The organism is Flexibacter flexilis DSM 6793, assembly GCF_900112255.1.
GTDB lineage: Bacteria > Bacteroidota > Bacteroidia > Cytophagales > Flexibacteraceae > Flexibacter > Flexibacter flexilis.
Window position 1 is genome coordinate 12,317 of record NZ_FOLE01000016.1, and the last position, 25,091, is coordinate 37,407.

Genomic DNA, 25,091 nt, shown 5'->3' on the forward strand with positions numbered 1-25,091 from the left:
AAGTTTAAACTCATTATATATTCTAACTTCATTATGAATCCAAGAAAACAAGAATTGCTACAAAAAACCATACAACACATCGACATCAAAGCGCATAACGTTGTTCCGATGGTTGATGCAATGGCTACAATGGCATTTCAGGCACGTAACCTTTCTCGTGGCGCGCATATCTTCAATATGATGCAAGAGGACAAAGAATGTGCTGTATTCCTTACGTTGGCTGGCTCACTTATTTCGGCTGGTTTGAAAAACGTAGTGGTTGATTTGGTAAAAAATAACATGGTGGACGCTATCGTTTCGACGGGTGCGAACATCGTTGACCAAGACTTTTTCGAGGCGTTGGGCTTCAAACACTATATCGGTACACAATACGGCATTGACGATACAGAACTTCGCGATTTGATGATTGATCGTATCTATGATACATTTATTGACGAAGAAGACCTTCGCATTTGCGACGACACTATCGGCCAAATCTGTAACTCGTTAGAGCCACGCCCTTACTCTTCACGCGAGTTTATCCGTGAGATGGGTCGTTTCCTTGACGAAAATGACAAATACGCTGAGTTCCGCGAAAACTCAATCGTATGGCAATGCTACAAAAAAGGTGTACCTATTTTCGTTCCTGCCTTCTCTGACTGCTCGGCTGGTTTCGGCTTGGTGCATCATCAATGGCACAACCCAACCAAACACGTGTCTATCGACTCGGCTAAAGATTTCTTGGAAATCACGAAAGTGAAATTGCACAACCCAGAATCTGGCTTGTTTATGATTGGTGGCGGTGTGCCTAAAAACTTCGTTCAGGACATCGTGGTTGCTTGCGACATCTTGGAAAAAGAAGCACCAATGCACAAATATGCCGTTCAAATCACGGTAGCCGACGAGCGCGACGGCGCACTTTCGGGTTCTACCCTGAAAGAGGCTTGCTCATGGGGCAAAGTAGATGTGGTATATGAGCAAATGGTATGGGCTGAAGCCACTATCGCTATGCCGCTTATCGCTGGTTATGCCTACCACAAAGGTTCGCAAGCAGGCCGCCCAGAACGCCGTTTCAACGACGTATTGGACAAAGTAAACGTACCTGCTTAATCGCTTTACGCAAGAACCCATAACACTATATACGAAGAAGCCGCCCTCACAAGGGGCGGTTTTTTTGTGGGTAAATAAAATGCAATAAAAGGATTGGTATGTTTTTATTAAACCAAAAAATACAATACATTCGCTTTACATTCTAAAATAATACAAACCACAAAACCGCAAAAAGAATATGAATACATTTTGGCGTTGGGCAATAGGAAAAGAAGGTTACGATAAACTTGGTGAGGACGTAATAAAACTACTCAATATTTGGCTCTCGGGTACAATATTATGGAGTATTTACATTGGTTTTTTATTGGCATTTAAAGAACCGTTTCTTGATAATAAGGTATGGTATGTTGCTTCTATTGCTGTAATCTATTTGATATTGAGTGCGTATTGTTGTTGGCTTATTGAAAATAAAAAAATTAAAGATAATGATGACTCCATCATAATAATCACCTTATTCAGCACTCTCGTCATCACTATCTTCATCATTGGCGGCAACATCAGCGGCAACACCAGCAGTATCTCCACCAGCATAATCAGTATCACCAGCATAATCAGCAGCAGCAGCATAATCAGCAGCAGCATAATCAGCAGCAGCATTAGCAGCATAATCAGCATAATTATTGTAGTTAGTATTATAAGTAGAAAAAATAAGATTTTTTTACTTATAATACTAATGATTGCATGTATTATAATGTCTATATTTTCATCTTGGTTGTTTCGAAATCTGCCTTATAATGATTTTTTATCGTTTTTGATTACTATAGTGATTGGCGATGTTTTGCTTGGTCTAATAGTATATATCTATTTAAAGTTTGGGGGGGCAATAACAATCAATAGACAAACTACTACTCAAGTAAATGAAATTGCTGAGATGGCACAATTTAAAGTGCTTCTTGAGGAGCAAAAAAAACAGTTTGAAGAACTGCGTGCGCAGCAAGCTCAAACTAATCAGCAGCTAAAAAATATTGATGAAAAGGTAAATTTGGGTGGTGTAACCGAGCAGCGACAAAAAGAATTATTCGAGGGTTTGCAGAATGCGTTGGCAACGCACATTAACCAAGATTTTTTTACGGAGCTAAACGCCAAAGTAGCCAATGCCGTTGGCGAGCAAGAAAAACGGCTTTTTAATAATTTATGGCAGAGGCTTACAAATCAAAAAGACAGATTAAATGAAGAAATAAAAAGCATAGATAGGCAGATGGTTGTGAACTTATCTTTTGGAAGCTTAATAACTATTGCGGCATTTGTGGTTCTTGGCTATACCATTTGGGAGCATAAAGATAAAACATTTGAACATACAGATGATTTTGTGTATGCTTTTGCGCCTCGTGTGCTATTGTCTATTTTTGTAGAAATCTTTGCCTATTTCTTTTTGCGCCTCTATAAGCAAGGTTTGGCCGAAAGAAAATATTACCAAAACGAAATCACGACCATCGAAATGAAAATTTCGGCACTTTATACGGCTATTCACTTCGGGCAAAGCAAAGATGTAAGCACTGTTATTGGCGAGTTGCTCCGCGTAGAGCGTAACTTTATCCTCAAAAAAGGCGAAACTACCGCCGAGATAGAAAAAGCCCGCATTGAGCAAGGCAACCAACAGAGTTTACTCAAATTGGTTTCGGATATTACGGGGGCTATCAAAAACGGTGGTAATGACGCGAAAAAAGAGAAATAGGGGAGGGTTGCCTATAATTTTAAACACATTACATGAAAGAATTTGAAAAATTACAGAGTTTGTTACCGCTTGGTTATTTGTATTTGGTGGTGCTGGGCATTCTCAAAGAAAGCGTGTTTTTCTACCAATTGGGCATTGCGGGCTTTTTCATTTTGGGTGGCTGGGGGACATGGCAACAAAGATTTGGAAGCCTCTATCGCCTCTAAGCGTGTAACTTATGATTTCGAACGCCTAATGTCTGGCGCAACGCTACTCAAATGTTCTGAGTTCGGTTCGGAAATCATCAAAAATATGTAATTGATAAACAACCTTTCGGGTTTTATCTTTATAAAAAACAGCCTTCGCCCTTAAAAAGTGGAGGCTGTTTTTTTATATTTATGGCTCAATAAAACCCTATTGGTGTTCCAGAACACTGAAATTAAAATTTAGAATATAATGTGCTGTTGATGATAAAGTTTTTGCAGAAATATTATACAATTTTTTTTATGTATTATGAATCAGGAGCTTTGGAATGAAATATTGGCATTTGATTTAGATAATCCGCCAAGTGAATATGGTTTTTCGGTAAGGCTTGCCAAGGAATATTATTGGACACAAGATTTTACCCAACAAGCCATTGTTGAATACAAGAAGTTTATGTATTTGGCGGCAACCTCTGACTTTATGGTTTCGCCGTCCGAAATTGTGGATTGTGTTTGGCATCAACATTTGATTTTTACACAATCATACCAAGACTTTTGCCTTCTGCTCGGAAAGCAAATTCAGCATATTCCATCGACGCACAACAAAGACGATTTTGACAAATTTAGGCAAGCCAAAGCAAGAACCCTCAAGTTTTATGAAAGGGATTTTGGCGCACAACCCAAAAGCATTTGGGCATATAATGATATGTTTGAAAGCCTAAATCTGGGAAAAGCGCAGATGAAATTAAGGACATTTATTATTGTCGGAATACTGGCTTTTATTTGCCTAACAGTCCCCGCATATTTTTTGCTCAAACCCGTTTATGTGCAAATAAATAATCCGTATTTTGTTATTGGTTTCATTGTATTATCACTTGTAACACTGCTGTTACTTGAATTGTACAATAGACGAAAGCTAAAAAATATTGTTACAGAATTTGACAAAGATTCTTTTATCTTTCATCTGCAACCATTTGAACTGGTGTATTTGAAGACACAAAACCTCGGGAATGTGATTAACGGAACGGTCAATGAGTTGGTGGACAATGGCACAATCGTTGTGCAAAACAAGAAGCTTGAACTTGCTGAAAGTAACAATGAAACAACCAATATTGCTCAACTTCAGGTCATAACAATCTTAGCCGACTTAGGAACTACTTCTTATGATCGTTTTTTTAGTAGCCTAGTATCAAAGCCAGTTTTCGGGAACGTCTCCAATAGCATGGACGCTTTTCTGAAATATTTTAATAAGTCAAAAAAGTTTGGGAATCTATTTTACACTAATTTTATTGTACTGGCTTCGCTATTGTTGTTCTCATTTACCAGAATTGTAACGGGCATTTTAAGAGACAAACCTATTTATCTGATTGTACTTTTTACTGTTATTATAGTGATAGTAATGATTATGTTTTTAAAAAACCTGACAAAGCAAATAGCCACAACCATCATCCCCAACTTCTACAAAAATAACATTCTGTCCACAACACAAATTGAGAATAATTGGCAATGGCGGTATTTCTTGTCAGGTACAGCGGTTTTAACCACTTCATTTGCGCCATTGGTAACCACTGTTGTACAAAATAATAGTGGTGGAAACTGTACAAGCTCTTGTAATAGTGGCGGCAGTTCGTGCAGTAGCTGTGGCGGTTGTGGTGGCGGCGGTGATTAAGCAAGCCAAGAATTACGAAGCCATAAAACTACAATTCGATAGTTAAAGCGTTGTTGTTTGATAATTAATCAATAAAAAAGCCCCACTTTTGGGGCTTTTTGTTTTTATAAAATTGGTTGCCAATTATACGGCTGGTTCTTGCTGGCTCAAACAGTGGAAACTACCCAAGCCCCACACCAAATCCGTAGAGTCAAGACCAACTACTGGTCGGTCGGGGAAGCATTTGGCCAAAATGTCCAAGGCTTTTTGGTCGTTCACCTCGTCGCGGTAAGTAGGCACTACTACGGCAGCGTTGCCGATGTAGAAGTTTGCGTAAGAAGCTGGCAAACGTTGGTCGTCAAACACCACAGGTTTTGGCATCGGCAATTCTACTACGTTAAGTTGCTTGCCGTTTTCCAAACGCATGGTTTGCAAAAGCTCCAAATTTTCTTTGAGCGGCAAATAATTTTCGTCCGATTTGTCGTGCTCGATTACTGTAACCACCGTGTCCGTGTTCACAAAACGCGTGATGTCGTCCACGTGGCCGTCGGTGTCGTCGCCTACGATGCCATCGCCCAACCACAAAATATTAGTTACGCCATAAAAATCGCGTAGTTTTTGTTCGATTTGGGCTTGCGAAAGATGTGGATTGCGGTTTTCGTTGAGCAAACAAGCCTTAGAAGTAAGCAATGTTCCTAAGCCATTAAATTCCACCGAGCCGCCTTCCATCACGATTTCTGGATAGAAAACAGGAAGATTATAATGCTCCGCGATGCGCGTCGGGATTACGTCGTCAAGGTCGTAAGGAGGATATTTGTCGCCCCAAGCGTTATAGCCCCAATCTACGATTACTTTGGGGTGCGCCGCCGACGGGTTGAGCAAAAACGCGGGGCCGTGGTCTCTGCACCAAGCGTCGTTGGTGGGGTGCATGAAAAACTGCACTCTGGACAAGTCCACGCCCTGACGCAACAAATGTTCCGTTGCGGCGGCTTTCATGGCTTCATCGGCTACGTTGATATTTACCATTTCGCCAGCCGTCAGGATTTTGATAAATTCCGAATACACAGGATAAACCGTCTCGATTTTGCCCGGCCAAGAGGCTTCTTTGTGTATCCAACTCAGCCAAGTGGCCGTGTGTTTTTCCCATTCGGCAGGGAATCGGTAGCCCAATTGGGCGGGTGTTTGGGTGAAAATAGTTGCCATTGATGTGGGTTGCTTGCGGTGTTCGGCATGGCCGCCGCAGCTATATTTTATTTTTATATAAAATTGAAAATCAGTTGTTTATTTAATTTTAAAACCTTGCAAAACACCTGTTGGTTTCCAGCCGAGTTGTTGGCGTGCCAGTGTGTCGTCAAAAGTGAGCGGACTGGTTATTTTGCTCAAAGCGCGGCTGTTGATAGGGAAACGTCGGCGTGTAACAAAGAAAAACGCATCGCCAGCCCAAGCCAACATTTTGGCCACAAAGTAAGGAATTTTTATTGGTTTTTTCTTGCCAAGTTGTTGGCTAATAAGTGTTTCTAACTCCTCAAAATTGGGGTGATGCCCGTCTGAGAGGTTATAAATACCGCCTACTTGCGCCGCTTTTACCGCGATTTTTGCCACGTCATTAGCCAAAACAATACTTTTGCGTGCATCAGCTTCCCCGATACTCAAATAAAAACCTTTGCTAATACCCGAAATCATCGCGCCCAAATTGCCAGGGGGATTCGTGCCCGCCACCAATGGCAAACGCAAAGCCGCCGCCGAAACGCCATGCTTTACGCCCCAATCTTTTACAGCTTCTTCGGCCTGAATCTTACTTTTTCCGTAAGGCTCAGAAGCTGCCAAGGGCTGCGATTCTTTGATAAGTTCGCCGCTGTCTAAGCCATAAACGGCTACGGTACTAATCAGCACTACGCCTTTGGGTAAGGTCGGGCATTTTTCTAAGCCAGCCAGCAAATTGATTGTTCCCCAATAATTTACATCAAAAAACTCTTGCTCTTCTGCTTGATTTTGTGGGACTACGTGCGCCTTGCCTGCGGCATGAATCACATAATCAAATGTATAGTTAGAAAGGTCTGGAACTGTGTTGGAAAGGTCTGTTACGAGGGTATTGTTACGCTCGCGTCCAAGAGTAACCACTTTATTCCCAATGCTTTCATGAAATGCTGTGATATGTTTGCCCAAAAAGCCTGCGCCGCCTGTAAGCAAAATTGTTAAAGATGCTGTTTCGTTCATAATGACTGAAAGATAAAGTTTAATAGCGGTGATTGTTGTTTAGAAAATGGGGCATAAAAATAGGCACTAAAATTTCAACAGAAAAATAGTGCCTGTTTTTTTGATAAAAATAACGTAAATACTTTGTTTTTAGCGAATTGAAATTACTTTAATTGCAAATAAACAGGGAAATGGTCGCTATAACCGCCCATGTATTTAGGCCCAACATACGTTCTGAGCGGCTGACCTTTGTATTTTTCGTTGGTTTCTTTCATAAAATCAGCTTCGTAAATATTAGCCGATTTTTTTACATACTGAGCACCTTTGCTTTTTTTGTTCAAAAAACCTTGAGATATAATCATTTGGTCGAGCATACTCCATTCTTTTTGGTAGCTATGCGAACCGCGTCCTGCCTGTTTCAAATCCCACATGGCATTGTACAGTTGCTTGTCTTTTAGCTCTTTTTCGTTGCCCGAAGCGTTGAGTACGTCTTTGATGCTCTCGTTGGTTGGCTCGTCGTTAAAATCGCCCATCAACAAAATTTTAGCATTAGGGCTTTGCGTCAAAATCGAGTCAATAACACCGCGTGTGCGAGTGGCTGCCGCTTTGCGTTTGCCGTCGCTGGCCGCGCCGCCGCGTCTTGATGGCCAGTGATTCACGAAGAAATACACTGTGTCGCCTTTGAGCAAGCCTTTTACCATCAAAATATCACGTGTTTTAAGCGTAGGCTCGTCGGCAAAGCTCACGTTTAGGGCACGGTGCGAAAGGTACGTGAACACGTCTTTTTTGTAGAAAAAGCCTACATCAATACCGCGTCCGTCGGGTGAGTTTACGTGTACGATGTCGTAGTTGCGGTCGCGAAGTTTTGGGGTTGCAATCAAATCTTGCATTACTTTGCGGTTTTCTACTTCACATACGCCCAACACTTCAGGACCGTCTTCGTCGCCAATTTGCGCGATTACGTCGGCCATGTGCTCCAATTTGCGTTGGTAGCGGTCGGCATCCCAACGATTTTTACCAGTTGGCAAAAATTCTTCGTCGTCTATGGTGGGGTCGTCTTCTGTGTCAAACAAATTTTCTAAGTTGTAAAATGCCACCGTGATTTTTTTCGGGGCAGCTTGTAGGTTGCCACCCAATGCCAACAACATGGCCGCGATAGCAAAGAAACGGATTGATTTCATTTTGTTAAATAAAAAATTGGTAATCAATTGGTTGAGATTTGGTTATAGCCATTGTTCAAACTGCTTTTGCAGCTTGTGCAATACGTTTTGCCCGCGCAAGTTGCGCACGCCATCCCCGATTTTGTACCAAAAACCATCGCCCGAATCAATGAACTCACCCGTTTGGGTTGGCTCTGTTTCGAGTGCTTTTTCTGGATAATATTCGGGTGCATACACGGCTTGCAACACGGGGCGTAGCTGTTCCCAGTTGAGCGTATGCAAAACTGGTGCCGCTTTTGAGCCGCTTACATTTACTTCGGCGTTGCGTTGCGCAAATTTCACCACTAAAGTAATGAGTGTTGTGCTGTGGTCTTTCTCGTTGCGTTTGTAACGAATGGTAAGTGGCTGTTCCTGAGACGATTGCTCCAGTGTAGCTTGGATAAGTTCTTGTACCAAATATTGCCAATCTGTTACGTTTTCGGGAATGCCTTGTACGCGTTTGCCATCGGCAGTCGTCCAGTCCACGTGTACTTCGTCGTGAAAGTCTTCTAAGTGTTGGCCTTCGGGCAAAATGGTCGTTTTGGCAATTAAATCTACCAAAGGTTTTTCCCAAATAGTCCCGACTATGGCTTTTATTTGTTGATTGTCATCTTCTGTAAAGCCTTCGTTCTCAATTTCTTCCAAAGAAATCGTGTCGCGGTCGGTGTACGTGATGGAATATTCCAAATTGACCTGCTGGCCTACTACTTCGGCTTTGAGGGAATAATGATGGCTGTAAGGAGCAGGAACGTGTGGTGGAGTAGTATAACTTACCGTGAGGCTACGAATCATTCTTTTATCTTAAAAAAGCAAAAACTAAAAAAACATTAAACACCGCGCCCAAAACAAATATTCCGCGTGGGCGCGTTGCCTTGCAAAGTTACATTTTATATGCGGAAATTCCGTGCCCAAGCCGAAAACTAATACACGATGAGTTTTTCGGTGCGCATTGTTTTCATGTAGCTGCGAATAATTTGCTGTACGTCGCGGTTGTCGGCGTAAGGCTTTACGGCATTTTTGAGGTCTTCGTGCGTGCCGCCTGTGCTCGTATCCACGAAGCCAAAACCTTTATACACACCATTTTCCACCCAAACCACACTTTGTTCGTATTGTTGGCGGCCTGCTCCCAAAATAAAAAAATTGTTGTGTGCGTATCGGAAACGTTTTATCGCTTTTTGGGCGCGTTCGTTGTAGCTTTCGGGCGACTCTTTTTGCACGCAAGCCCCCGCACATACTTTAATTTGGTGGTCAAAACACGCGCCTTGCGTTTTGTAAAGTCCGCAATATTTCTGGCACAATTGGTATTGCTGCACCATGTTAAACAGCGTGTTTTTGCCCGCGTCGGCGTTGCTCAAATAGAGTAGGGGCGTTTGGCCTGTGCGCACTTTTTCCACCACAAAATTAATGTAACCGTTGCCGTCTTCGTAGTCATAAATGCCATAACTAAAATTGCTGCGGCGTTGGGCGCGGTTGTACAGTGGCTTTATTTTTTTGATAAGATGCGATTCGTAAAGCAAAGCAACAAGTTCATTTCCAGTAGTTTCATAGGTAATATCTGCGATGTTATTTTTAAATTCAATGGCTTTTTTGCTTTTCAAGTCTACGGCAAAATGACTCAGTACGCGTTTGCGGATAGACTTGCTTTTGCCCACATAAATCACGCGGCCTTCGGCATCGTGGAAATAATATACGCCTGCCAGTTCGGGCAACTCGCTGATTTGCTGACGGTTCAGACTCGGCGGCAACAGTGCGGCTTTTACTTCGTCGGCTACGGTTTTCTGGATAGTGTCTTGCGCGTCGTTTTGGAGCAACAGCGTGAACAGATGCGCGGTAGCCATCGCATCGCCTAAGGCGCGGTGGCGGGCTGTCATGGGAATTTGCAAACTTTCGCACAAACGCCCCAAACTGTACGAGGGAAGACCCGCCAAAATTTTGCGACTCAGGCGCACGGTACAGAGTGTTTTGCGCGAATAATTGTAGCCCAAATCATTAAATTCTTTTTTGATAAATGAATAATCAAAGCGCACATTGTGCGCCACAAATATCTTATTTTCAGTAAGTTCTACGATTTTCTTGGCCACTTCATAAAACTTCGGCGCGTCGCGTACCATTTCGTTGCTGATGCCCGTGAGTTGTGTTATTTGGTATGGAATACTGCGGCACGGATTGACGAGTGTGCTGTATTCTTCCACGATTTTTTCGCCGTCGTGAATGACAACGGCAATTTCCGTAATTCTATCTTGTGTAGGCTGCCCGCCTGTGGTTTCGATGTCTATAATAGCGTACATGAGAGTATTATTCGCCAAATTAAATATGTGTTTGTCTTGATAATCAGTGTATTGAAGTGGTTCTGAATTATTTGGCAAATTATAGAATATCTTTTTGGTAAAGAAGTGTTTGTGTGTCTAATTTTGCCGCCGCAAAGCAATGCTTGTCATATCAAACTTTTTGAGGGTAAGCGTTGTTATGGCGTAAACATTCAACTCATCAACCAAGCATTTATTTCTTTCCGAAAATGAAAATCAATCGGTACTATTTAGCTGCGATTGCGGCTTTTGTTATTTGGGGTTTTATCCCGTTTCCGCTCAGAGCTGTAAGCGACTATGCCAGCAGCCAAATCATGTTTTACAGAATTTCATTTGCGTTGTTGGGTACTATTATTTTGTTGCTGACTCTCAAGCGCAAAGCCCTACAATCCGACTGGCAAAAGTTTCGTTCGGAGTCTGGGCTGTCGCGCCGTAAGTTGCTGACTGTCATGACAACGGCTTCCCTTTTGTTGAGTTTTAACTGGTTGCTTTTCATTTATGTAGTAAATAAGGTGAGTGTGCAGGCGGGTTCGTTTTCGTATCTGATTTGCCCGATTCTTACTTCGTTGTTGGGCTATTTGGTACTTTCCGAAAAGCTGTTACGCAACCAATGGTTGGCCATTTCGTTAAGTGCCGTAAGTTGCTCGCTGGTTGCTTCGGGGTCATTTTTGGGAATGGTTATGAGTTTATTGGTGGCCACTTCTTATGCTTTTTATTTAATTGCCCAACGCAAATTTCAGGGCTATGACAAAATTGTTTTGTTGGGTGTACAGCTTTCTATTTCGTTTTTGGTGATTGCGCCTTGGTATTGGCTTACGCTGCCTGCGGGTGGAGCCATGCTTCCTGATGGCCATTTTCTGACCCAAACACTTATCTTGGGTGTAATTTTTACGATTCTGCCATTATTTCTAAATTTATTTGCCTTAAAAGAGCTTTCGTCGGGTACTGTTGGGATTTTGATGTATATCAATCCGCTGATTAATTTTACGATGGCGTTTCTGTATTTTGGGGAAATGGCCAGTCCGCAACAAGTCGTGGCGTATGTGCTAATATTTCTCTCAATTGTGGTTTACAATTGGCATTTGGTGTCTGCTGGCCGTAAGTCGGTTGCTGTTGCGGCTGAAATTAAATAGTCTGAATTTTATATTTTGAAAAAATTTCAATAAAAGCTGTGTTATTTGATATTTATTTTTCAAATGCACAGCTTTTTGTTTTTTTTATTAAGGCAATTTTAAAGATTTAATTTTTCCTTAACATAATTTATGGTATAAAATTCCGTAATTTGCACTGTTTTTGGGCTTGCAAAAAACAATGCTTTTAGGTCAGTTCTTTTTAGCCTAAAAACAAAGACAAGCACAGTTTAATTTATCATTACTTATGAAAAAAATCTTCTTAGTTTCCCTTTTAAGTTTGGCAACGCTGACGGGTTGGGCACAATGTGGTACAAGTGCTGCTCCAACGATGCCAGCTGCTCCTGCCGCTAATTTGTCGGGTCAGGCTCTTAAAGATTGGCTCAAACAAAACTGGTACGACGGCAAACGTACATCTCTTGGCTACAACACGGCGCGCGATAAAATGTTTGGCTATGCCGATAACAACAGTAACAAAATTCGTTGTGTATATGGTGGTTATGAATATAACCTTTCTCAATGTTCGGGCAGACCAAGTGTAACAACGTCAAGTTTTAACACAGAGCATACCATTCCGCAAAGCTTCTTTGGCCAAGCAACGCCTTACGTGGACGATATTCACCATTTGTTCCCGACAGTGGACGATTGGAATAATGTGCGCAGCAACTATAAATTTGCAGAAATTACTGACGCACAAGCAACTAAATGGATGCGTGGTTTGTCGGAACAATCAGCAACTATCCCGACCGCGAACATAGACGAATACAGCGAGTTCCGTTCTAACGGTACTTCAAGCGTATTCGAGCCGCGCGAAGACCACAAAGGAAACATAGCACGTGCTATTTTCTATTTCTTCACCGTGCACCCAACGGCGGTTTCCAATGGTATTACATCGGTTGTTGACAACCCAGCTACGCTTTACCAATGGCATTTGCAAGATCCTGTGGATGCTACTGAATTGCAACGCAATACACGTGTAGCACAAGCACAGGGCAACTATAACCCGTACATTGCTTATCCTGAATTGGTGGCGCGTGCGTGGGGCTTTACGCCAGTGGCAAGCGATACGTTAGTGTCATTTGTGCAAGCGGCAGGTAGTGTAGTTGAGGGCAATGCTGGCACTACAAGCTATACAATTAGTGTAAATCTTTCTCCTGCTGCTGCAACTCCAAAAACAGTAGCGGTACAAGTAACTGGCGGTACAGCAGATGCTTCTGATTTTACATTGGCGACTACTTCACTTACGTTTGCAGCTGGCGTTACTTCGCAAGTGGTAACCGTAAATGTAACAGGTGATGCGACAAACGAACCTGACGAAACAATTGTCCTTTCTTTGGTTAATCCTTCGACGGGTTTGAGCCTTGGACTTACGCCAACGCATACCATTACGATTACCAACGACGACGGCGGTTCTATCGGTGGTATCCCAACTGTGCCTATCGACAGCGTACGCAACAACCGCGCAGACGGTACGCCTTATATGTTAGGTAAATCAGTACGTTTGTATGGTACGGTTTATGGGGTGAATATCAATAAAAATGCAACCAACGGTAAAGTATTCCAATTTACGTTGATTGACCCAACTAACGGCGTGGCTATTTATAGCACGGCAGCAAATGCCGCTTTACCAAGCCCATATACAGTTACGCAAGGTGATAGCCTTCGCGTGGTGGGTAAAGTAACCATTTACAGAGGTTTGACTGAAATCGTACCTGATTCGATGGCAATTGTGGCGACTAACCGTCCAATCAAAACGCCTTTGATTGTGGACATACTGGACGAAACAACAGAATCTAATTTGGTACGTGTTGAAAATGTACATATTGTTACGCCGTCTCAATGGACTGGTACAGGTTCTGGCTTTAATGTGGACGTAACTAACGGTACTACTACTTTCCAAATGCGTATTGATAATGATGTAGATTTGTATGCACAGCCTGCACCTACGGGAACGTTCCATTTGATTGGTATCGGTGGACAGTTCGCCACTACGTCGGCTGCGCCGTTTGCGGGTGGTTATCAGATTTTGCCTCGTTGGGCTACGGATATTATTCCAGTAACTGGCACAAAACAAAATATCAAAAATGCAGCTTTGAAGTTGTATCCGAACCCTGCACAAAAAACAGCTACTTTGTTTGTGGATGATGTAGCTTGGACAAACAAAACCGTAGAAATTAGCATTAGCAACACATTAGGCCAAGTGGTGAAATCACAAAGCGGCGTAGTGCTTACAGACAAAGTAACATTGTCGGTAGCGGAATTGCCACAAGGTGTTTACACGGTGTCTGTTGCTTCGGCTACACAAGTAATGCAAAAACAATTAGTCGTTACGAAGTAATTGACTGACTATATAAATATTTCTATCACAAAAACGGCAATTCTTAGCAATAAGAGTTGCCGTTTTTGTTTGTAAACTCCAAAGAAACACTCAAAATCTGGGCAGTGTGTCTTGTGCTCGAATTTGCTTTTTTTGCTCAGAGGTATAGCTTTGTGGTGAATAATGTTAGTAAAATCAATTTTATAAAAATATACCTACTCTCCAATGGAAGACGTTTTAGCAAAAATCGCGGCGCATAAAGCCGTAGAAGTGGCCGAGCAAAAGCAACTTTTTTCTGTCAAAGATTTAGAAAACACCCAATGGTTTGCGGCAAAGCCTATTTCTATCAAAGAAAGTCTTACGCGTGTGGGTTCGTCGGGGGTGATTGCCGAGTTCAAACGCCAATCGCCATCTAAGGGCATAATCAATGGCCAAGCCTCTGTCGTCGAAACTACTTCGGGTTACGTGGCGGCTGGCGCAGCGGCATTGTCTGTGCTGACGGATACCCAGTTTTTTGGCGGAAATACGGCGGATTTGCTGGCGGCACGTGGTGCAAACCAATGCCCGATTTTGCGTAAAGATTTTGTGTTGGACGAGTTCCAGATTTTACAAGCCAAATCCATTGGCGCAGACGTGATTTTGCTCATTGCGGCCATGCTTACACCCCAACAAATCAAAGATTTGGCCGCTTTCGCCGCCTCATTGGGTTTGGAAGTGCTCTTAGAAGTGCACGATTTGGAAGAATTGCAACGCAGCATTCAGCCGCATGTTACATTGGTGGGCGTGAACAATCGCAGTTTGCGCACGTTTCAGGTGTCGGTGGATACGTCGTTTCAGTTGGCCGAACATATTCCCGCCGAGTTTGTGAAAGTTTCGGAAAGTGGCCTTTTTTCGGATGCTTCGGTGATTGGCTCGCTGCGTGCGGCTGGTTATCGTGGTTTTTTGATTGGCGAAACATTTATGAAAACATCAAATCCCGCACAAGCTTGCGCCGATTTTATTGCCCAAACGCGCTAAACCTAACAATAGGTTTTTCTCCCTAATCGAAAAAATGTAACTTGCGGCCTTTGTCGCCCAAATGCCTTTGTAAGGCATTGGTTTAGGTCTCTTTAGTGAAATTCTCCATGATACAAACACTCAAAATTTACAATACGCTTTCGGGCAAAAAAGAAGTTTTTCAGCCAATTAATCCGCCATTTGTGGGTTTGTATGTCTGCGGTCCTACCGTGTACAATTATGTGCATTTGGGCAACGTGCGTACTTTCCTAACATTCGATACGCTCTATCGCTACCTTACTTTCTTGGGCTATAAAGTGCGCTACGTGCGCAATATTACGGACGTTGGCCATTTGGTCGGCGACGGCGACGAGGGCGAAGACAAAATCGGGCGTATGGCCAAGCTCGAACAAATCGAGCCAATGGAAATCGTGCAACGTTATACCAACGATTTTCATCAGGTGTTGGAGCAAATGAATTTTTTGCCGCCAAGCATCGAGCCAACCGCCACAGGCCACATCGTGGAGCAAATCGAAACGACGCAACGACTCATAGACAATAACTTAGCCTATGTTTCTAACGGCTCTGTGTATTTTGATATTAACCGCTACAACGAACAGGGCGGCAATTATGGCAAACTTTCGGGTAGAAAAATAGATGAGTTGCTCACGGAAACCCGCGAGTTGGACGGCGTAGGCGAGAAGCGCAATTCCTTGGATTTTGCCCTTTGGAAAAAAGCAGCACCCGAACATCTGATGCGCTGGAACTCGCCTTGGGGCGAAGGTTTTCCAGGTTGGCATATCGAATGTACTTGTATGAGTACCAAGTATTTGGGCAAAACTTTTGATATTCACGGCGGCGGCATGGACTTGAAATTCCCGCACCACGAAGGCGAAATTGCACAAGGTCGCGGCGCAAACGGTCAAGACCCCGTGCGCTATTGGATGCACTCGAATATGCTCACCGTAAACGGCCAGAAAATGAGTAAATCGTTAGGCAATTCGTTTCTTCCGACCGAACTTTTCGCAGGCGCACACCCACTTTTGGAACAGGCTTATAGCCCCATGACGTCGCGTTTCTTTATGTTGCAGTCGCAGTACCGCAGCACGCTGGACTTCTCGAACGATGCGCTCAAAGCCGCCCAAAAAGGTTACAAACGCCTGATGAATGGCCTTAGAATCATGAAGAAAATGGAGTTTGTAGCCGACGAAACCAAAACCCTGAATCCGCAACACGCTGAGGAAATTGCCAAGTCGATACAAGGTTGTTTTGATGGTCTCAACGACGATTTGAACACCGCCGTAACCGTTGCCCAACTGTTTAATTTGCTCAAAAAAATCAATCAGTTGTACATGGGTCAAATTGCTTTTTCGGAAGTAGGCGAGGAGGCTTTTACAAGCATGAAAACTAATTTTGTAACCATCATTCAAGATATTTTGGGGCTAAAAGAAGAAGCAAACCAAGATATTGACGGTTTCGCGCAAGGGCTTTTGCATCTTTACAAAGAATACAAAGAAGCAAAGCAATACGACAAAATTGACCAAATTCGCGCCTATTTTAAAGCCAATGGTTTGGTAATCAAAGACATGAAACACCAAATTGATTGGGCTTACGAAGAGTAATTTTTTGAAATTAAACCTTATAGGTGTTTAAAACCTATAAGGTTTTTTCTTTATAGTTTAACTTGGAATGTAGAGTTTTTCTCCCAAAAAATGCGGCTCAGGGTGCAGCAAGTGCATATCTATCAGCACTTTTACGCGGGCAAATTGTTCTCTAAAATGCGTTTTGAAACCGCGCCAAAACCCGACATCTTCGGCATCAAAAGCAATGGCATCTATGTGCATTTGCTTGGCAATGTATAGGGCGCGTTGGTTGTGAAAACGTTGCGAAATAATCGTAAATTGTTGTTGTCCAAATACTTGCTGGCAGCGCACCACCGAATCAAAAGTACGCAGTCCCGCATAATCCATGAAAATGGCTTGTTCGGGTACGCCTCGCGCCAACAATGCTTTTTTCATGTCTTGTGGCTCGTTGTAAGTGTAGTGCCGATTGTCGCCGCTAAGGATTAAGTATTTGATTTTGTGGGCTTTGTAGAGTTTGGCTGCCGCCTCAATGCGGTATTGAAAAAATGGATTAGGCGAACCATCACTTAGGCGTTTGCTTGTGCCAAGAACCAAACCAACGTGTCGGGCGGGGATTTGCGCTATTTCGTCATAATGTGTCGTTTTGGTTTTCCAATTCACAAAAGAATAACAACCTCGCACGAGCAAAACAAGCCCAACGGTTAGCAGTGCTAATGTTTTCCCAAACCGACGAACAAATTTCCTAAACATTAGTAAGTGAGTTTTAAATAAAAAATGCCTGCCTTTTAATATAAAAAGCAGGCACAAAGTAATTATTGTTTTTTCGATTAGAAAACTTTTTATGCCAACAAACGAATTGGGTCTTCCAATAGGGCTTTAAGCGTTTGTAAGAAGGCCGAACCGATTGCGCCATCTACTACGCGGTGGTCGCACGAAAGCGTAACTTTCATAATATTGCCTACTTGCATTTGTCCGTTTTTCACGATTACGGTTTCTTTGATGCCGCCCACAGCCAAAATACAAGCGTCTGGCGGGTTAATGATAGCCGTAAATTCATCAATACCGAACATTCCTAAGTTAGAAATGGTGAAAGTGCTACCTTCCCAGTCGGCTGGTTGCAATTGTTTGTTTTTGGCACGACCGCCCAAATCTTTCACTTCAGAAGAAATGCTGGTGATAGATTTGTGGTCAGCAAAACGCACCACAGGCACGAGCAAGCCTTCTTCTACGGCTACGGCTACGCCAATGTGAATGTGTTTGTTGTAACGGATTTTGTCGCCGAGCCACGAAGAATTTACTTTCGGATGTTGGCGCAAAGCCACAGCTACTGCCTTGATTACCATATCATTAAACGAGACTTTCGCGCCTGCAAATTCGTTGATGCTTTTGCGTGCGTCGATGGCCTTGTCCATGTTGATTTCCATTGTAAGATAGAAATGCGGAGCAGTGTAAAGGCTTTCCGACAAGCGGCGAGCAATTACTTTGCGCATTTGCGAAACTGGCACTTCCTCGTAGCTTTCTTGTCCGAATACCGCAGGCGCACTTGGTGCGGCAGTTTTGGCAGCAGGTGCAGCCGTTTTGGCTGGAGCTGCGGCGGCAGGCGTAAAGCTCTCTACGTCTTTTTTTACGATGCGGCCATTTTCGCCACTTCCCGTAACGTTAGAAATGTTAATGCCTTTTTCTTCGGCTATTTTGCGTGCAAGCGGAGAGGCTTTTACGCGGCTATCGTCCGAAGAAGAGGCCGTTGTGGTAGTGGTTACAGGTGCAGCGGCTGCACTATTGCTGGCAGCGGCTGGGGCAGCTTCGGTGGCTGCTGGTGCGCTACCTGCTTGTAGCAATGGTGTGTAGTCTGTGCCCGCTTCGCCAATAACAGCAATTACGCCATCTACGGCTACGGCTGAGCCACTTTCTACGCCTATATAAAGAAGTGTTCCGTCTTCGTAAGATTCAAGCTCCATGGTAGCTTTGTCGGTTTCGACTTCGGCCAACACGTCGCCTGCTTTTACTTTGTCGCCTACTTTTTTGTGCCAAGCAGCAATCGTGCCTTCCGTCATCGTATCGCTCATTTTTGGCATACGAATTACGTTGGCTTTGATGTTGGCCACAGAGGCCGCCGCTACCGCAGGGGTTGGAGTAGGTGCAGGGGCTGCGCCACCGCCAACTAAGGCCGAAATGTCTTCGCCATCTTTGCCCAAAATGGCAATGAGGGCATCAATCGCAACTGCTTGGCCAGCTTCTACGCCAATGTGAAGAAGTGTTCCGTCTTCGTAAGATTCAAGTTCCATCGTAGCTTTGTCGGTTTCAACTTCGGCCAACACGTCGCCAGCCTTTACTTTGTCACCAACTTTTTTGTGCCACGCAGCGATTACACCTTCAGTCATGGTGTCGCTCATTTTCGGCATTCGGATAATTTCTGCCATATCTGATGTATTCGGGGGTTTATTGCTCCAAAATGCGTTTGCTTTCTTTGGGTTATGGATTAGCCCAAAAATTACAAACAAGATGTATATAGTATGAAAAGTGTTGTGATTGCAAAACTCTTAAATTAAAACCAAATTCAAAGCAAAATAGCCATTTTTTTTGGTATTAGACAAATAATTCAGGAAAAGTACAATTCAATAAAATGAAATTATTCGGCAAGCTACTCATTTTTTAGGTGTTTTATTGGCCAATACAAACAATTATAGCGTAAGCCTTAACGCCGAATTAGGCAATATCTCAACAAAAAAGTATTTTTGGGCAAATTCTTGTTTTATAACAATGCTTTTAGATAAAATTATAAAAATTATTAAGTCTAATATTGAGGCTGCGCGACAAGCAGCCCGTGACTATGAACGGCCTTTTCGGAAATTTGAGGAGTTCGAGGAAAAGCAGCAGCAAAAAGAACAACAGCAAGAGCGGCAGCAATATGAACAACAACGTGGACAGCAACAAAGGCAACAATCTTCAAATAGTACAGCTCAAGACAAAGAAGCGGCGTATTATGCAGCCTTAGAACTATCCAAAGGGGCTGATTATGCTCAAATTAAGGCGGCTTACAAACGACTAATGAAACAATACCACCCCGACCGTTTTCATGGCCAGCCCGAAAAGCAAAAAGCCGCCCAACAAGTAAGCCAAAAACTCAACGAGGCTTACGAGTATTTTTCTAAAAAATTTAATTTATAAAGAATAAAATAAAGAATGACAAACGTATCTATTAGAGCAAAAAATAATTTTGATATACTTCGTTTTTTTGCCGCTTCTTTTGTAATTATTACACATTGGTCTGTATTGATAGGTAAACCCGAATCAGATACATTGTCTGAATTATCAAATGGAGCAATCTCTTTTAGTGGAATTGGGATAAAATCTTTTTTTATTATTAGTGGTTATTTGATTACTAAAAGTTTAGAAAGTTCGTCGTCTTACTTAGATTATTTTGTTAAAAGATTTTTAAGGATAATTCCTGCATTAGCTGCGGCATCACTTTTTTGTATTTTGGTTGGTTATTTCTTTGCGTCTGTACCTGCATCTGTCTATTTTAGTAATGTAAATACATGGACATTTATGTTGAATGTATTTCTTTTGAAGATGCAATGGGAATTGCCATATGTTTTTGAAAATCAGCCATATCATGCCGTTATGGGCTCTGCGTGGAGCTTAGTTTATGAAATGATGATGTATTTTATTTTAGCTTTTGCTTATGCTTTAGGATTTTTGTCGAAAAAACGACGTGTTTGGTATATAGTTGCTTTTTTTATTTTAATTGTATTTTATGAAATTATCTCTTTTTATCCTGTTCCTGATAAGTTTAGATATTATTTAATATATACAGATTTAGACCTTTATCATACTATATATTTTATGATTATATTTCAGCTGGGAAGTATATATTATCTTTATAGAGACAATATAAAATATATCAATACACTGGCATTTTTGATGTTGGTTTTATGGATTATTACATGGTATATTCCATTTTTTCTTCAATTTAAAAGTATTATAACCGCTTTATTTTTGCCTTATTTATTGTTTTGGTTGGCATTTAATCCTGCTCTTAATTATACCTATAATTTCGGGAAATATGGCGATTTTTCTTATGGTATATATTTATATGGAATGTTTGTACAGCAAGTACTAATTGCCATTTTAGGAGCAGATTATCCTTTATTTATAATGATGCCTTTGTCTGTGCTAATAAGTGCTATTTTGGGATATTTTTCGTGGCATTGGGTGGAAAAACCCGCATTAGAACTTCGAAAATATATTTTACCTTCGGTAAAGCGTTAGATTATTTAAACTAATTGCCCTTATTTCGTGTTCGGATTCGTAAGTGTTTTATCTGAAAATTAGTTGAATTATGTTAGGTATTATAAAATTCGTTATATATTTTTTCTTCTTTTACGCACTCTACAAAATTTTTGGCTTAGTAGTGAAAGCCTTTATTCGCCGTTGGATTTTGGGCAAAATGGCTGAAGGTGGTGGCAGCCGTAGTTTTTATTACTCCAACACACGTACTGGCCAAAACAAGCAAGAGCCGCCACGCCAAAAAGAAGGCGAAGTACGCATAGAGTCTGACCAAGATCGCACACAGCGCAATTTTGAAGCGGGTGAATATATTGATTATGAGGAGATTAAATAGTTTTGCATGAAAATAGGCAAAAGCCTTTTGGTGCAAAAAAAAGCACAATATACAGGGCATCGTGATTGCGTTTATGCGTTGGAGCAAGGCGCAAACGAACATACTTTTTTTTCGTCGGGAGGCGATGGATTTTTAGTGGGCTGGGATTTGCGCAAGCCCGACACAGGGCAACTGATGGCACAAATCCCGAGTTCGGTGTACGCGCTTTATCATCATAAGCCGTCCCAAACGTTGTTTGTTGGGCAAAATGGCGATGGCCTCCACGCCATAGACCTCGCCCAAAACAAAGAAGCCAAGTCGTTACATCTGGGAAGTTTTTTGATTTTTGATATAACCCTCGTGGTTGATACGCTCGTGGTTGCCGCTGAAAATGGAAATATTTATTTGGTTGATTTTCAGTTTTTTACAATAAAAAATATTTTCTCGTTTTCGGATAAAAGTGCCAGATGTTTGGCGTTTAGTCGGGTGCACAATCAGTTGGCCGTAGGTTATTCTGATGGTTTTATTCGCATTTTTGATACAGATACTTGGACTTTGGCGCAGCAGTGGCAGGCACACGACCTGTCCGTTTTTACGCTACAATATTCGCCATGTGGTCGGTGGTTGGTGTCGGGTGGGAGAGATGCCAAAATTCGGGTTTGGGATATAGCGCAAAAGTATGCTGAAAATCAGATGATTGCAGCGCATTTGTTTGCCGTAAATCATTTGGTTTATGCACCCGATGGGGCGTATTTTGCCTCTGCGAGCATGGACAAAACCATCAAAATTTGGAATGCTGCGAACTTTCAGTTGCTCAAAGTGATAGATAAAGCCCGTTATGGGGGGCATGGCAGCTCCGTAAATAAATTGTTATGGCTGGAAAATCGCCAAATTGTGTCAGTTTCTGATGATAAATCGGCAATCGTTTGGGGGACAAATCTTTGGGAAGAATAAAGGTTTATTCCTTGATTTTTAGAGGGTTATGTCTTTTAAATACAAAATCTTTATATTGAAAATAACATAAAAATGCTAAAAATCTATATCTTTCGACTTTCAACTACTCATTCTGCTGGGGTAGGAGAGTAGCGTAAGAACGATTTAATCTTGATTTTTAAATACCATTAAAAGCATAATACAATATAATATAAACAAATAAATTGCTTTTTGTAATAATACAATACACTCAAAACCAACCACCTACCAAAAACGCCCTAAAATTAGATTTATCCCTGACAAAAAAACGACAAAAAAAAGATTACCTACTATTTTTTTAAATTCTACCTACTATTTTTCTTTGTCGTTTTAATCCAATCCAACAAAACTATGTTGATAAATTTAAAAACACATGAATGTAACGTTTTGGTTTCGGGATAACCAGACAGACAAAGCGAAAAAAGGTGTAATCATGGCAGTTGTTCAGGTAGCTAACACCAGTGGTAAAACAGTTAGCCGTAATTTTGCCAGCACCTACAAAGTATATAGGCAAGACTTCCACGAAGGCGGATGCGAAAAGGAAAAGCGAGCGTTAGTAATGGAACTGGAGGCTATACAAATTTTTTTGAATGGCCAGACGGGACGAGAAGTAACAGCCGCCGAAATTAAAGCCGAATACTTACGAAGGAAGCCCCGAAAGACCAAACCCAAACCAACAGCCGCAGAAAGCACACCGCTAACGCCCCCAGCCCCTACCATACAAGAGATAATACAGAATTTTTTGATAGCACAAGAAGGCCGCAAAATCCGACTTGCTACACTAAACTCATACAAAGCGTTTGGTAAAAAAATTATCACATTGATTGGTGATACTTATGTGAAGGATATAAGCACAAAAACACTTGAAAACCTTTACAGTCTTGTTTCTACCGAAAAAAGCAACGGATATGCAATGCAATTAATTGCGATTCTCAAAACGGCCATCAAACCGCGCGTAATTGATTTTGTTCCACCAGAACCAAGCAGACAAAAGCCTCTTACGTTTTTGGAACAAGGGGAACTTGAAAAGATAGCGGCCAGCCGCGAGGCTTTGCCTGAAAGATACCGCCGCGCCTGTGATTATTTTCTTTTCCTGTGTGAAACGGGTATTTCGCTAATAGACTTTGAAAAGTTCCAAGAACGCCATAAAATCACAATACACGAGGGTATTTTGTTTCTTGAGGGTGTAAGACACAAGACGGGGAAAACGTACTTTGTACCACTATCAGAGCGTGCCAAAGCAATAGGAGAGGCGTATGATTGGCAATTTGAATTACTGAATAGGGGAACATTAAGAAATCACATTCGGGCAATAGCCGAATTTTGCGGAATCGAAAAAAATATCAGCGCACATAAAGCACGGCACACTGTTGTAATGAACATTTTAGACCAAACGGGAGACATTGCTCTTGCAGCCGCCACCATTGGGGACAATGTAGCGACGGTTTCCAAGCATTACGGCCATTTGCGCCTGTCTGGTTATGCTCAAATGTGGGAAAAATACAAGAAAAATAAGTAAGCAAAAGACGGACAAAAAGGGCTCTTAACGGCTCTTAACGGCCTTTTTTTGGCTCTTAATGGCTCATTTTTCGGGTCTTTACTTGTTGCTTTTATCCAAATTAGACACAAAAAAGCCGCCCAAATAGTAGTTTTGGGCGGCTTTTTCTGTAATTTTGGGTATGAAAAAATATACAAACAGAGCTAAAAAGCTACAAAACAACCTAATAGCAGGATTATTTCTTACAGCAATTGCACTGCTAATTTACGCGGTCGGTGGCTGGTTTGGTTTTTGGCCGTTGGTGTAGGCACTACAAATACAGTATGTAATAAAAATACGAAACAAAGCGGTTCTTTGCGCTTACACCAAATACTAATACTGTTTTATATTTGCTGATTATCAGCGTTTTGTTTAAAGGATACAGCTCCTGCGGTTGAGCTGCCAGGTATGATTTAAAATCACGTAATATTTAAGCTCAAAAACAAAAAAAACACCTGTATTTGAGTACAGGTGTCGGGGGGTGTTAAAATGGAGCTTCGTTTTCGTCTTCTTTAGCGAACCATTCCATCGGGTCTTCTTCTGGCGGCTGCTCGGTGAACACTTCGTAAGTTCTCGATGTGGTAAAAGGTAAATCTGGAGCTAATACTTCGTAGTCCATGCGTTCGCGCTCAAAATACAATTCGTATTGCATGGCATTGCCTTTAGGCCTGTAACGCTGTATGTAATACTTTTCAACATCGGCAATTCGTGGATTATCGGACAAAGCTAAAACAACCTGATAGCCTTTTTTAGGAACCGTAAACCGATATTGCTTTTTGTCTGGCCACGATTGAAAATGCCGCGAAATTGTCTTGTAAAGCGTGTTATCCGAAAAAGAATAACCCACATATACAAGCTCTTTTGTTTTGGCATTGATAATAAAATACAGCCCTTTGGTTTTCCCTGTAATGTCTGCGTAATTGATTTTTGCTTTGCCTTTATCGTGGGTATAAAAATCAAACGCGGGGGTGAATTGAACTTTTATAGGCTTGCCTTTTACTGTAATAGTTTCGTAAAAACTATTGTCTTCTACAAAATCCCGAACCAAAAAATTAGGCTTTCGGGCTGCGCCTTCTAAGGTGTCGCCCTCGCCGCTCTCCCGTCGCTTCCAAAACAGGGCGGCTAAAAAAATAGCCACAACAAATATTATTGCTGCGGCTATTGTGTGTTTTTTCTGCTTTTTAGTCATGTTAAAATTTTAGATTGACCTTAAAACCTAACAATCCAGACTTTCCAAGTTTATAACCTCCGTAAAGAGAAAGGCTGTATTTAGCGAACTCCTTTACTGTTCCCCACCTTCGTTTGCGGCGTTCTCGTCTGAATTGTTGTAATAGCTCTTTATCTGTTTTGTGCACGACTTCCAAAGAACCTGTATCACTTACTATAATGGCCTTGACGGTTTCGGGGTCAAAGCTGTACGAACTTTCTATAATTGTGCCGCGTGGCGTTATCTTTTGAATGTCGTATCTGTTGCGCGTAAAGTCTAACTTTCCGCCTTTCATAATCGTTGCCTTTTCCCGTCGTCGTCTTTCAAGCGTGTCGGGTGTGCGTTGGATTTTTACCTTTTTGGCTGGAGTCGGTTTGGTTACTAAAATCGGGGCGATGTGTCGGACCTTCGCTGTGTCTGTTTTAATCGGTTTGGCTGCCACTGGTGGCGG

General features: G+C 42.0%; 23 protein-coding genes. 13 read left to right on the forward strand and 10 right to left on the reverse strand.

Annotation, left to right across the window (positions count from 1 at the left end):
• Nucleotides 1-33: 33 nt before the first annotated feature.
• Nucleotides 34-1,089: a 1,9-bis(guanidino)-5-aza-nonane synthase gene (locus BM090_RS17275; protein WP_091516706.1), complete on the forward strand. Its 1,056-nt coding sequence runs from the start codon at nt 34-36 to the stop codon at nt 1,087-1,089.
• Nucleotides 1,090-1,455: 366 nt separating this feature from the next.
• Here the strand turns inward: BM090_RS17275 and BM090_RS17280 are convergent, their stop codons facing one another.
• Nucleotides 1,456-1,704: a hypothetical protein gene (locus BM090_RS17280; RefSeq protein ID WP_091516637.1), complete on the reverse strand. Its 249-nt coding sequence runs from the start codon at nt 1,702-1,704 to the stop codon at nt 1,456-1,458.
• A gap of 256 nt (nt 1,705-1,960) precedes the next feature.
• On the opposite strand from BM090_RS17280, the gene BM090_RS17285 reads away from it, so the two are divergent.
• The 3 genes from BM090_RS17285 (at nt 1,961) to BM090_RS17295 (ending at nt 4,615) form a co-directional block, all read left to right on the forward strand.
• The gene (locus BM090_RS17285) at nt 1,961-2,764 is read left to right on the forward strand and encodes a hypothetical protein (protein WP_143084031.1); all 804 of its coding nucleotides are present in this window, start codon (nt 1,961-1,963) and stop codon (nt 2,762-2,764) included.
• 32 nt (nt 2,765-2,796) lie between these two features.
• Nucleotides 2,797-2,970 (forward strand): hypothetical protein, encoded by a 174-nt coding sequence (locus BM090_RS18815; RefSeq protein WP_177200000.1) that lies wholly within the window; start codon nt 2,797-2,799, stop codon nt 2,968-2,970.
• A gap of 286 nt (nt 2,971-3,256) precedes the next feature.
• The gene (locus BM090_RS17295; protein ID WP_091516647.1) at nt 3,257-4,615 is read left to right on the forward strand and encodes a glycine-rich domain-containing protein; all 1,359 of its coding nucleotides are present in this window, start codon (nt 3,257-3,259) and stop codon (nt 4,613-4,615) included.
• 123 nt (nt 4,616-4,738) lie between these two features.
• Here BM090_RS17295 and BM090_RS17300 read toward each other — a convergent pair whose 3' ends face one another.
• From BM090_RS17300 to BM090_RS17320, 5 genes are all read right to left on the reverse strand, one after another.
• A complete protein-coding gene (locus BM090_RS17300; RefSeq protein WP_091516650.1) occupies nt 4,739-5,797 on the reverse strand; it encodes an agmatine deiminase family protein in 1,059 nt (352 codons plus the stop codon).
• Nucleotides 5,798-5,875: 78 nt separating this feature from the next.
• Entirely contained in the window at nt 5,876-6,811 is a 936-nt protein-coding gene (locus BM090_RS17305; protein ID WP_091516654.1) for an NAD-dependent epimerase/dehydratase family protein, read from the reverse strand.
• A 143-nt stretch (nt 6,812-6,954) separates the two neighbouring features.
• Entirely contained in the window at nt 6,955-7,971 is a 1,017-nt protein-coding gene (locus BM090_RS17310) for an endonuclease/exonuclease/phosphatase family protein (protein WP_091516657.1), read from the reverse strand.
• Between the two features lie 42 nt (nt 7,972-8,013).
• A complete protein-coding gene (locus BM090_RS17315; RefSeq protein ID WP_091516661.1) occupies nt 8,014-8,781 on the reverse strand; it encodes a hypothetical protein in 768 nt (255 codons plus the stop codon).
• Between the two features lie 128 nt (nt 8,782-8,909).
• Nucleotides 8,910-10,295: a 3'-5' exonuclease family protein gene (locus BM090_RS17320; protein ID WP_245756755.1), complete on the reverse strand. Its 1,386-nt coding sequence runs from the start codon at nt 10,293-10,295 to the stop codon at nt 8,910-8,912.
• Nucleotides 10,296-10,504: 209 nt separating this feature from the next.
• On the opposite strand from BM090_RS17320, the gene BM090_RS17325 reads away from it, so the two are divergent.
• The 4 genes from BM090_RS17325 to cysS all read left to right on the forward strand — a co-directional run bounded on the left by BM090_RS17325 (nt 10,505) and on the right by cysS (nt 16,360).
• Nucleotides 10,505-11,428, forward strand: a complete 924-nt coding sequence (locus tag BM090_RS17325; protein ID WP_091516668.1) for an EamA family transporter — start codon at nt 10,505-10,507, stop codon at nt 11,426-11,428.
• Between the two features lie 244 nt (nt 11,429-11,672).
• Entirely contained in the window at nt 11,673-13,763 is a 2,091-nt protein-coding gene (locus BM090_RS17330; RefSeq protein ID WP_091516671.1) for an endonuclease, read from the forward strand.
• Between the two features lie 204 nt (nt 13,764-13,967).
• The gene (gene trpC, locus BM090_RS17335; protein ID WP_091516674.1) at nt 13,968-14,759 is read left to right on the forward strand and encodes an indole-3-glycerol phosphate synthase TrpC; all 792 of its coding nucleotides are present in this window, start codon (nt 13,968-13,970) and stop codon (nt 14,757-14,759) included.
• Nucleotides 14,760-14,866: 107 nt separating this feature from the next.
• Nucleotides 14,867-16,360, forward strand: coding sequence for a cysteine--tRNA ligase (cysS, locus tag BM090_RS17340; RefSeq protein ID WP_177200001.1), 1,494 nt, complete (start codon nt 14,867-14,869; stop codon nt 16,358-16,360).
• A 57-nt stretch (nt 16,361-16,417) separates the two neighbouring features.
• On the opposite strand, the gene BM090_RS17345 is transcribed toward cysS, so the two are convergent.
• Complete coding sequence (locus BM090_RS17345; protein WP_091516677.1) at nt 16,418-17,071, reverse strand: SanA/YdcF family protein; 654 nt, start codon at nt 17,069-17,071, stop codon at nt 16,418-16,420.
• Between the two features lie 89 nt (nt 17,072-17,160).
• Nucleotides 17,161-18,741: a pyruvate dehydrogenase complex dihydrolipoamide acetyltransferase gene (locus BM090_RS17350; protein WP_091516680.1), complete on the reverse strand. Its 1,581-nt coding sequence runs from the start codon at nt 18,739-18,741 to the stop codon at nt 17,161-17,163.
• A gap of 340 nt (nt 18,742-19,081) precedes the next feature.
• On the opposite strand from BM090_RS17350, the gene BM090_RS17355 reads away from it, so the two are divergent.
• The 5 genes from BM090_RS17355 (at nt 19,082) to BM090_RS17375 (ending at nt 23,415) form a co-directional block, all read left to right on the forward strand.
• The gene (locus tag BM090_RS17355; RefSeq protein WP_143084032.1) at nt 19,082-19,489 is read left to right on the forward strand and encodes a J domain-containing protein; all 408 of its coding nucleotides are present in this window, start codon (nt 19,082-19,084) and stop codon (nt 19,487-19,489) included.
• A 15-nt stretch (nt 19,490-19,504) separates the two neighbouring features.
• On the forward strand, nt 19,505-20,593 hold the full coding sequence (locus tag BM090_RS17360) for an acyltransferase family protein (RefSeq protein ID WP_091516685.1): 1,089 nt from the start codon (nt 19,505-19,507) through the stop codon (nt 20,591-20,593).
• Nucleotides 20,594-20,663: 70 nt separating this feature from the next.
• On the forward strand, nt 20,664-20,945 hold the full coding sequence (locus BM090_RS17365; protein ID WP_091516689.1) for a DUF4834 family protein: 282 nt from the start codon (nt 20,664-20,666) through the stop codon (nt 20,943-20,945).
• Between the two features lie 6 nt (nt 20,946-20,951).
• A complete protein-coding gene (locus BM090_RS17370) occupies nt 20,952-21,878 on the forward strand; it encodes a WD40 repeat domain-containing protein (protein ID WP_091516692.1) in 927 nt (308 codons plus the stop codon).
• Nucleotides 21,879-22,269: 391 nt separating this feature from the next.
• Nucleotides 22,270-23,415, forward strand: a complete 1,146-nt coding sequence (locus BM090_RS17375) for a site-specific integrase (RefSeq protein ID WP_091516695.1) — start codon at nt 22,270-22,272, stop codon at nt 23,413-23,415.
• Nucleotides 23,416-23,917: 502 nt separating this feature from the next.
• Here the strand turns inward: BM090_RS17375 and BM090_RS17380 are convergent.
• On the reverse strand, nt 23,918-24,571 hold the full coding sequence (locus tag BM090_RS17380) for a GIY-YIG nuclease family protein (protein ID WP_245756757.1): 654 nt from the start codon (nt 24,569-24,571) through the stop codon (nt 23,918-23,920).
• Between the two features lie 52 nt (nt 24,572-24,623).
• The coding region (locus BM090_RS18560) for a hypothetical protein (RefSeq protein ID WP_221405425.1) at nt 24,624-25,091 on the reverse strand (468 nt) is incomplete at its 5' end.

Excerpts from the sequence above, each read along its gene's own strand:
- BM090_RS17355 (WP_143084032.1), top strand. The coding sequence starts at position 19,082 with ATGCTTTTAGATAAAATTATAAAAATTATTAAGTCTAATATTGAGGCT.
- BM090_RS17305 (WP_091516654.1), bottom strand. The coding sequence starts at position 6,811 with ATGAACGAAACAGCATCTTTAACAATTTTGCTTACAGGCGGCGCAGGC.
- trpC (WP_091516674.1), top strand. The coding sequence starts at position 13,968 with ATGGAAGACGTTTTAGCAAAAATCGCGGCGCATAAAGCCGTAGAAGTG.
- BM090_RS17295 (WP_091516647.1), top strand. The coding sequence starts at position 3,257 with ATGAATCAGGAGCTTTGGAATGAAATATTGGCATTTGATTTAGATAAT.
- BM090_RS17325 (WP_091516668.1), top strand. The coding sequence starts at position 10,505 with ATGAAAATCAATCGGTACTATTTAGCTGCGATTGCGGCTTTTGTTATT.
- BM090_RS17310 (WP_091516657.1), bottom strand. The coding sequence starts at position 7,971 with ATGAAATCAATCCGTTTCTTTGCTATCGCGGCCATGTTGTTGGCATTG.
- BM090_RS17280 (WP_091516637.1), bottom strand. The coding sequence starts at position 1,704 with ATGCTGATTATGCTGCTAATGCTGCTGCTGATTATGCTGCTGCTGATT.
- BM090_RS17360 (WP_091516685.1), top strand. The coding sequence starts at position 19,505 with ATGACAAACGTATCTATTAGAGCAAAAAATAATTTTGATATACTTCGT.
- BM090_RS17375 (WP_091516695.1), top strand. The coding sequence starts at position 22,270 with ATGAATGTAACGTTTTGGTTTCGGGATAACCAGACAGACAAAGCGAAA.
- BM090_RS17330 (WP_091516671.1), top strand. The coding sequence starts at position 11,673 with ATGAAAAAAATCTTCTTAGTTTCCCTTTTAAGTTTGGCAACGCTGACG.
- BM090_RS17315 (WP_091516661.1), bottom strand. The coding sequence starts at position 8,781 with ATGATTCGTAGCCTCACGGTAAGTTATACTACTCCACCACACGTTCCT.
- BM090_RS18815 (WP_177200000.1), top strand. The coding sequence starts at position 2,797 with ATGAAAGAATTTGAAAAATTACAGAGTTTGTTACCGCTTGGTTATTTG.
- BM090_RS17275 (WP_091516706.1), top strand. The coding sequence starts at position 34 with ATGAATCCAAGAAAACAAGAATTGCTACAAAAAACCATACAACACATC.
- BM090_RS17370 (WP_091516692.1), top strand. The coding sequence starts at position 20,952 with ATGAAAATAGGCAAAAGCCTTTTGGTGCAAAAAAAAGCACAATATACA.
- BM090_RS17345 (WP_091516677.1), bottom strand. The coding sequence starts at position 17,071 with ATGTTTAGGAAATTTGTTCGTCGGTTTGGGAAAACATTAGCACTGCTA.
- BM090_RS17285 (WP_143084031.1), top strand. The coding sequence starts at position 1,961 with ATGGCACAATTTAAAGTGCTTCTTGAGGAGCAAAAAAAACAGTTTGAA.
- BM090_RS17350 (WP_091516680.1), bottom strand. The coding sequence starts at position 18,741 with ATGGCAGAAATTATCCGAATGCCGAAAATGAGCGACACCATGACTGAA.
- cysS (WP_177200001.1), top strand. The coding sequence starts at position 14,867 with ATGATACAAACACTCAAAATTTACAATACGCTTTCGGGCAAAAAAGAA.
- BM090_RS17365 (WP_091516689.1), top strand. The coding sequence starts at position 20,664 with ATGTTAGGTATTATAAAATTCGTTATATATTTTTTCTTCTTTTACGCA.
- BM090_RS17300 (WP_091516650.1), bottom strand. The coding sequence starts at position 5,797 with ATGGCAACTATTTTCACCCAAACACCCGCCCAATTGGGCTACCGATTC.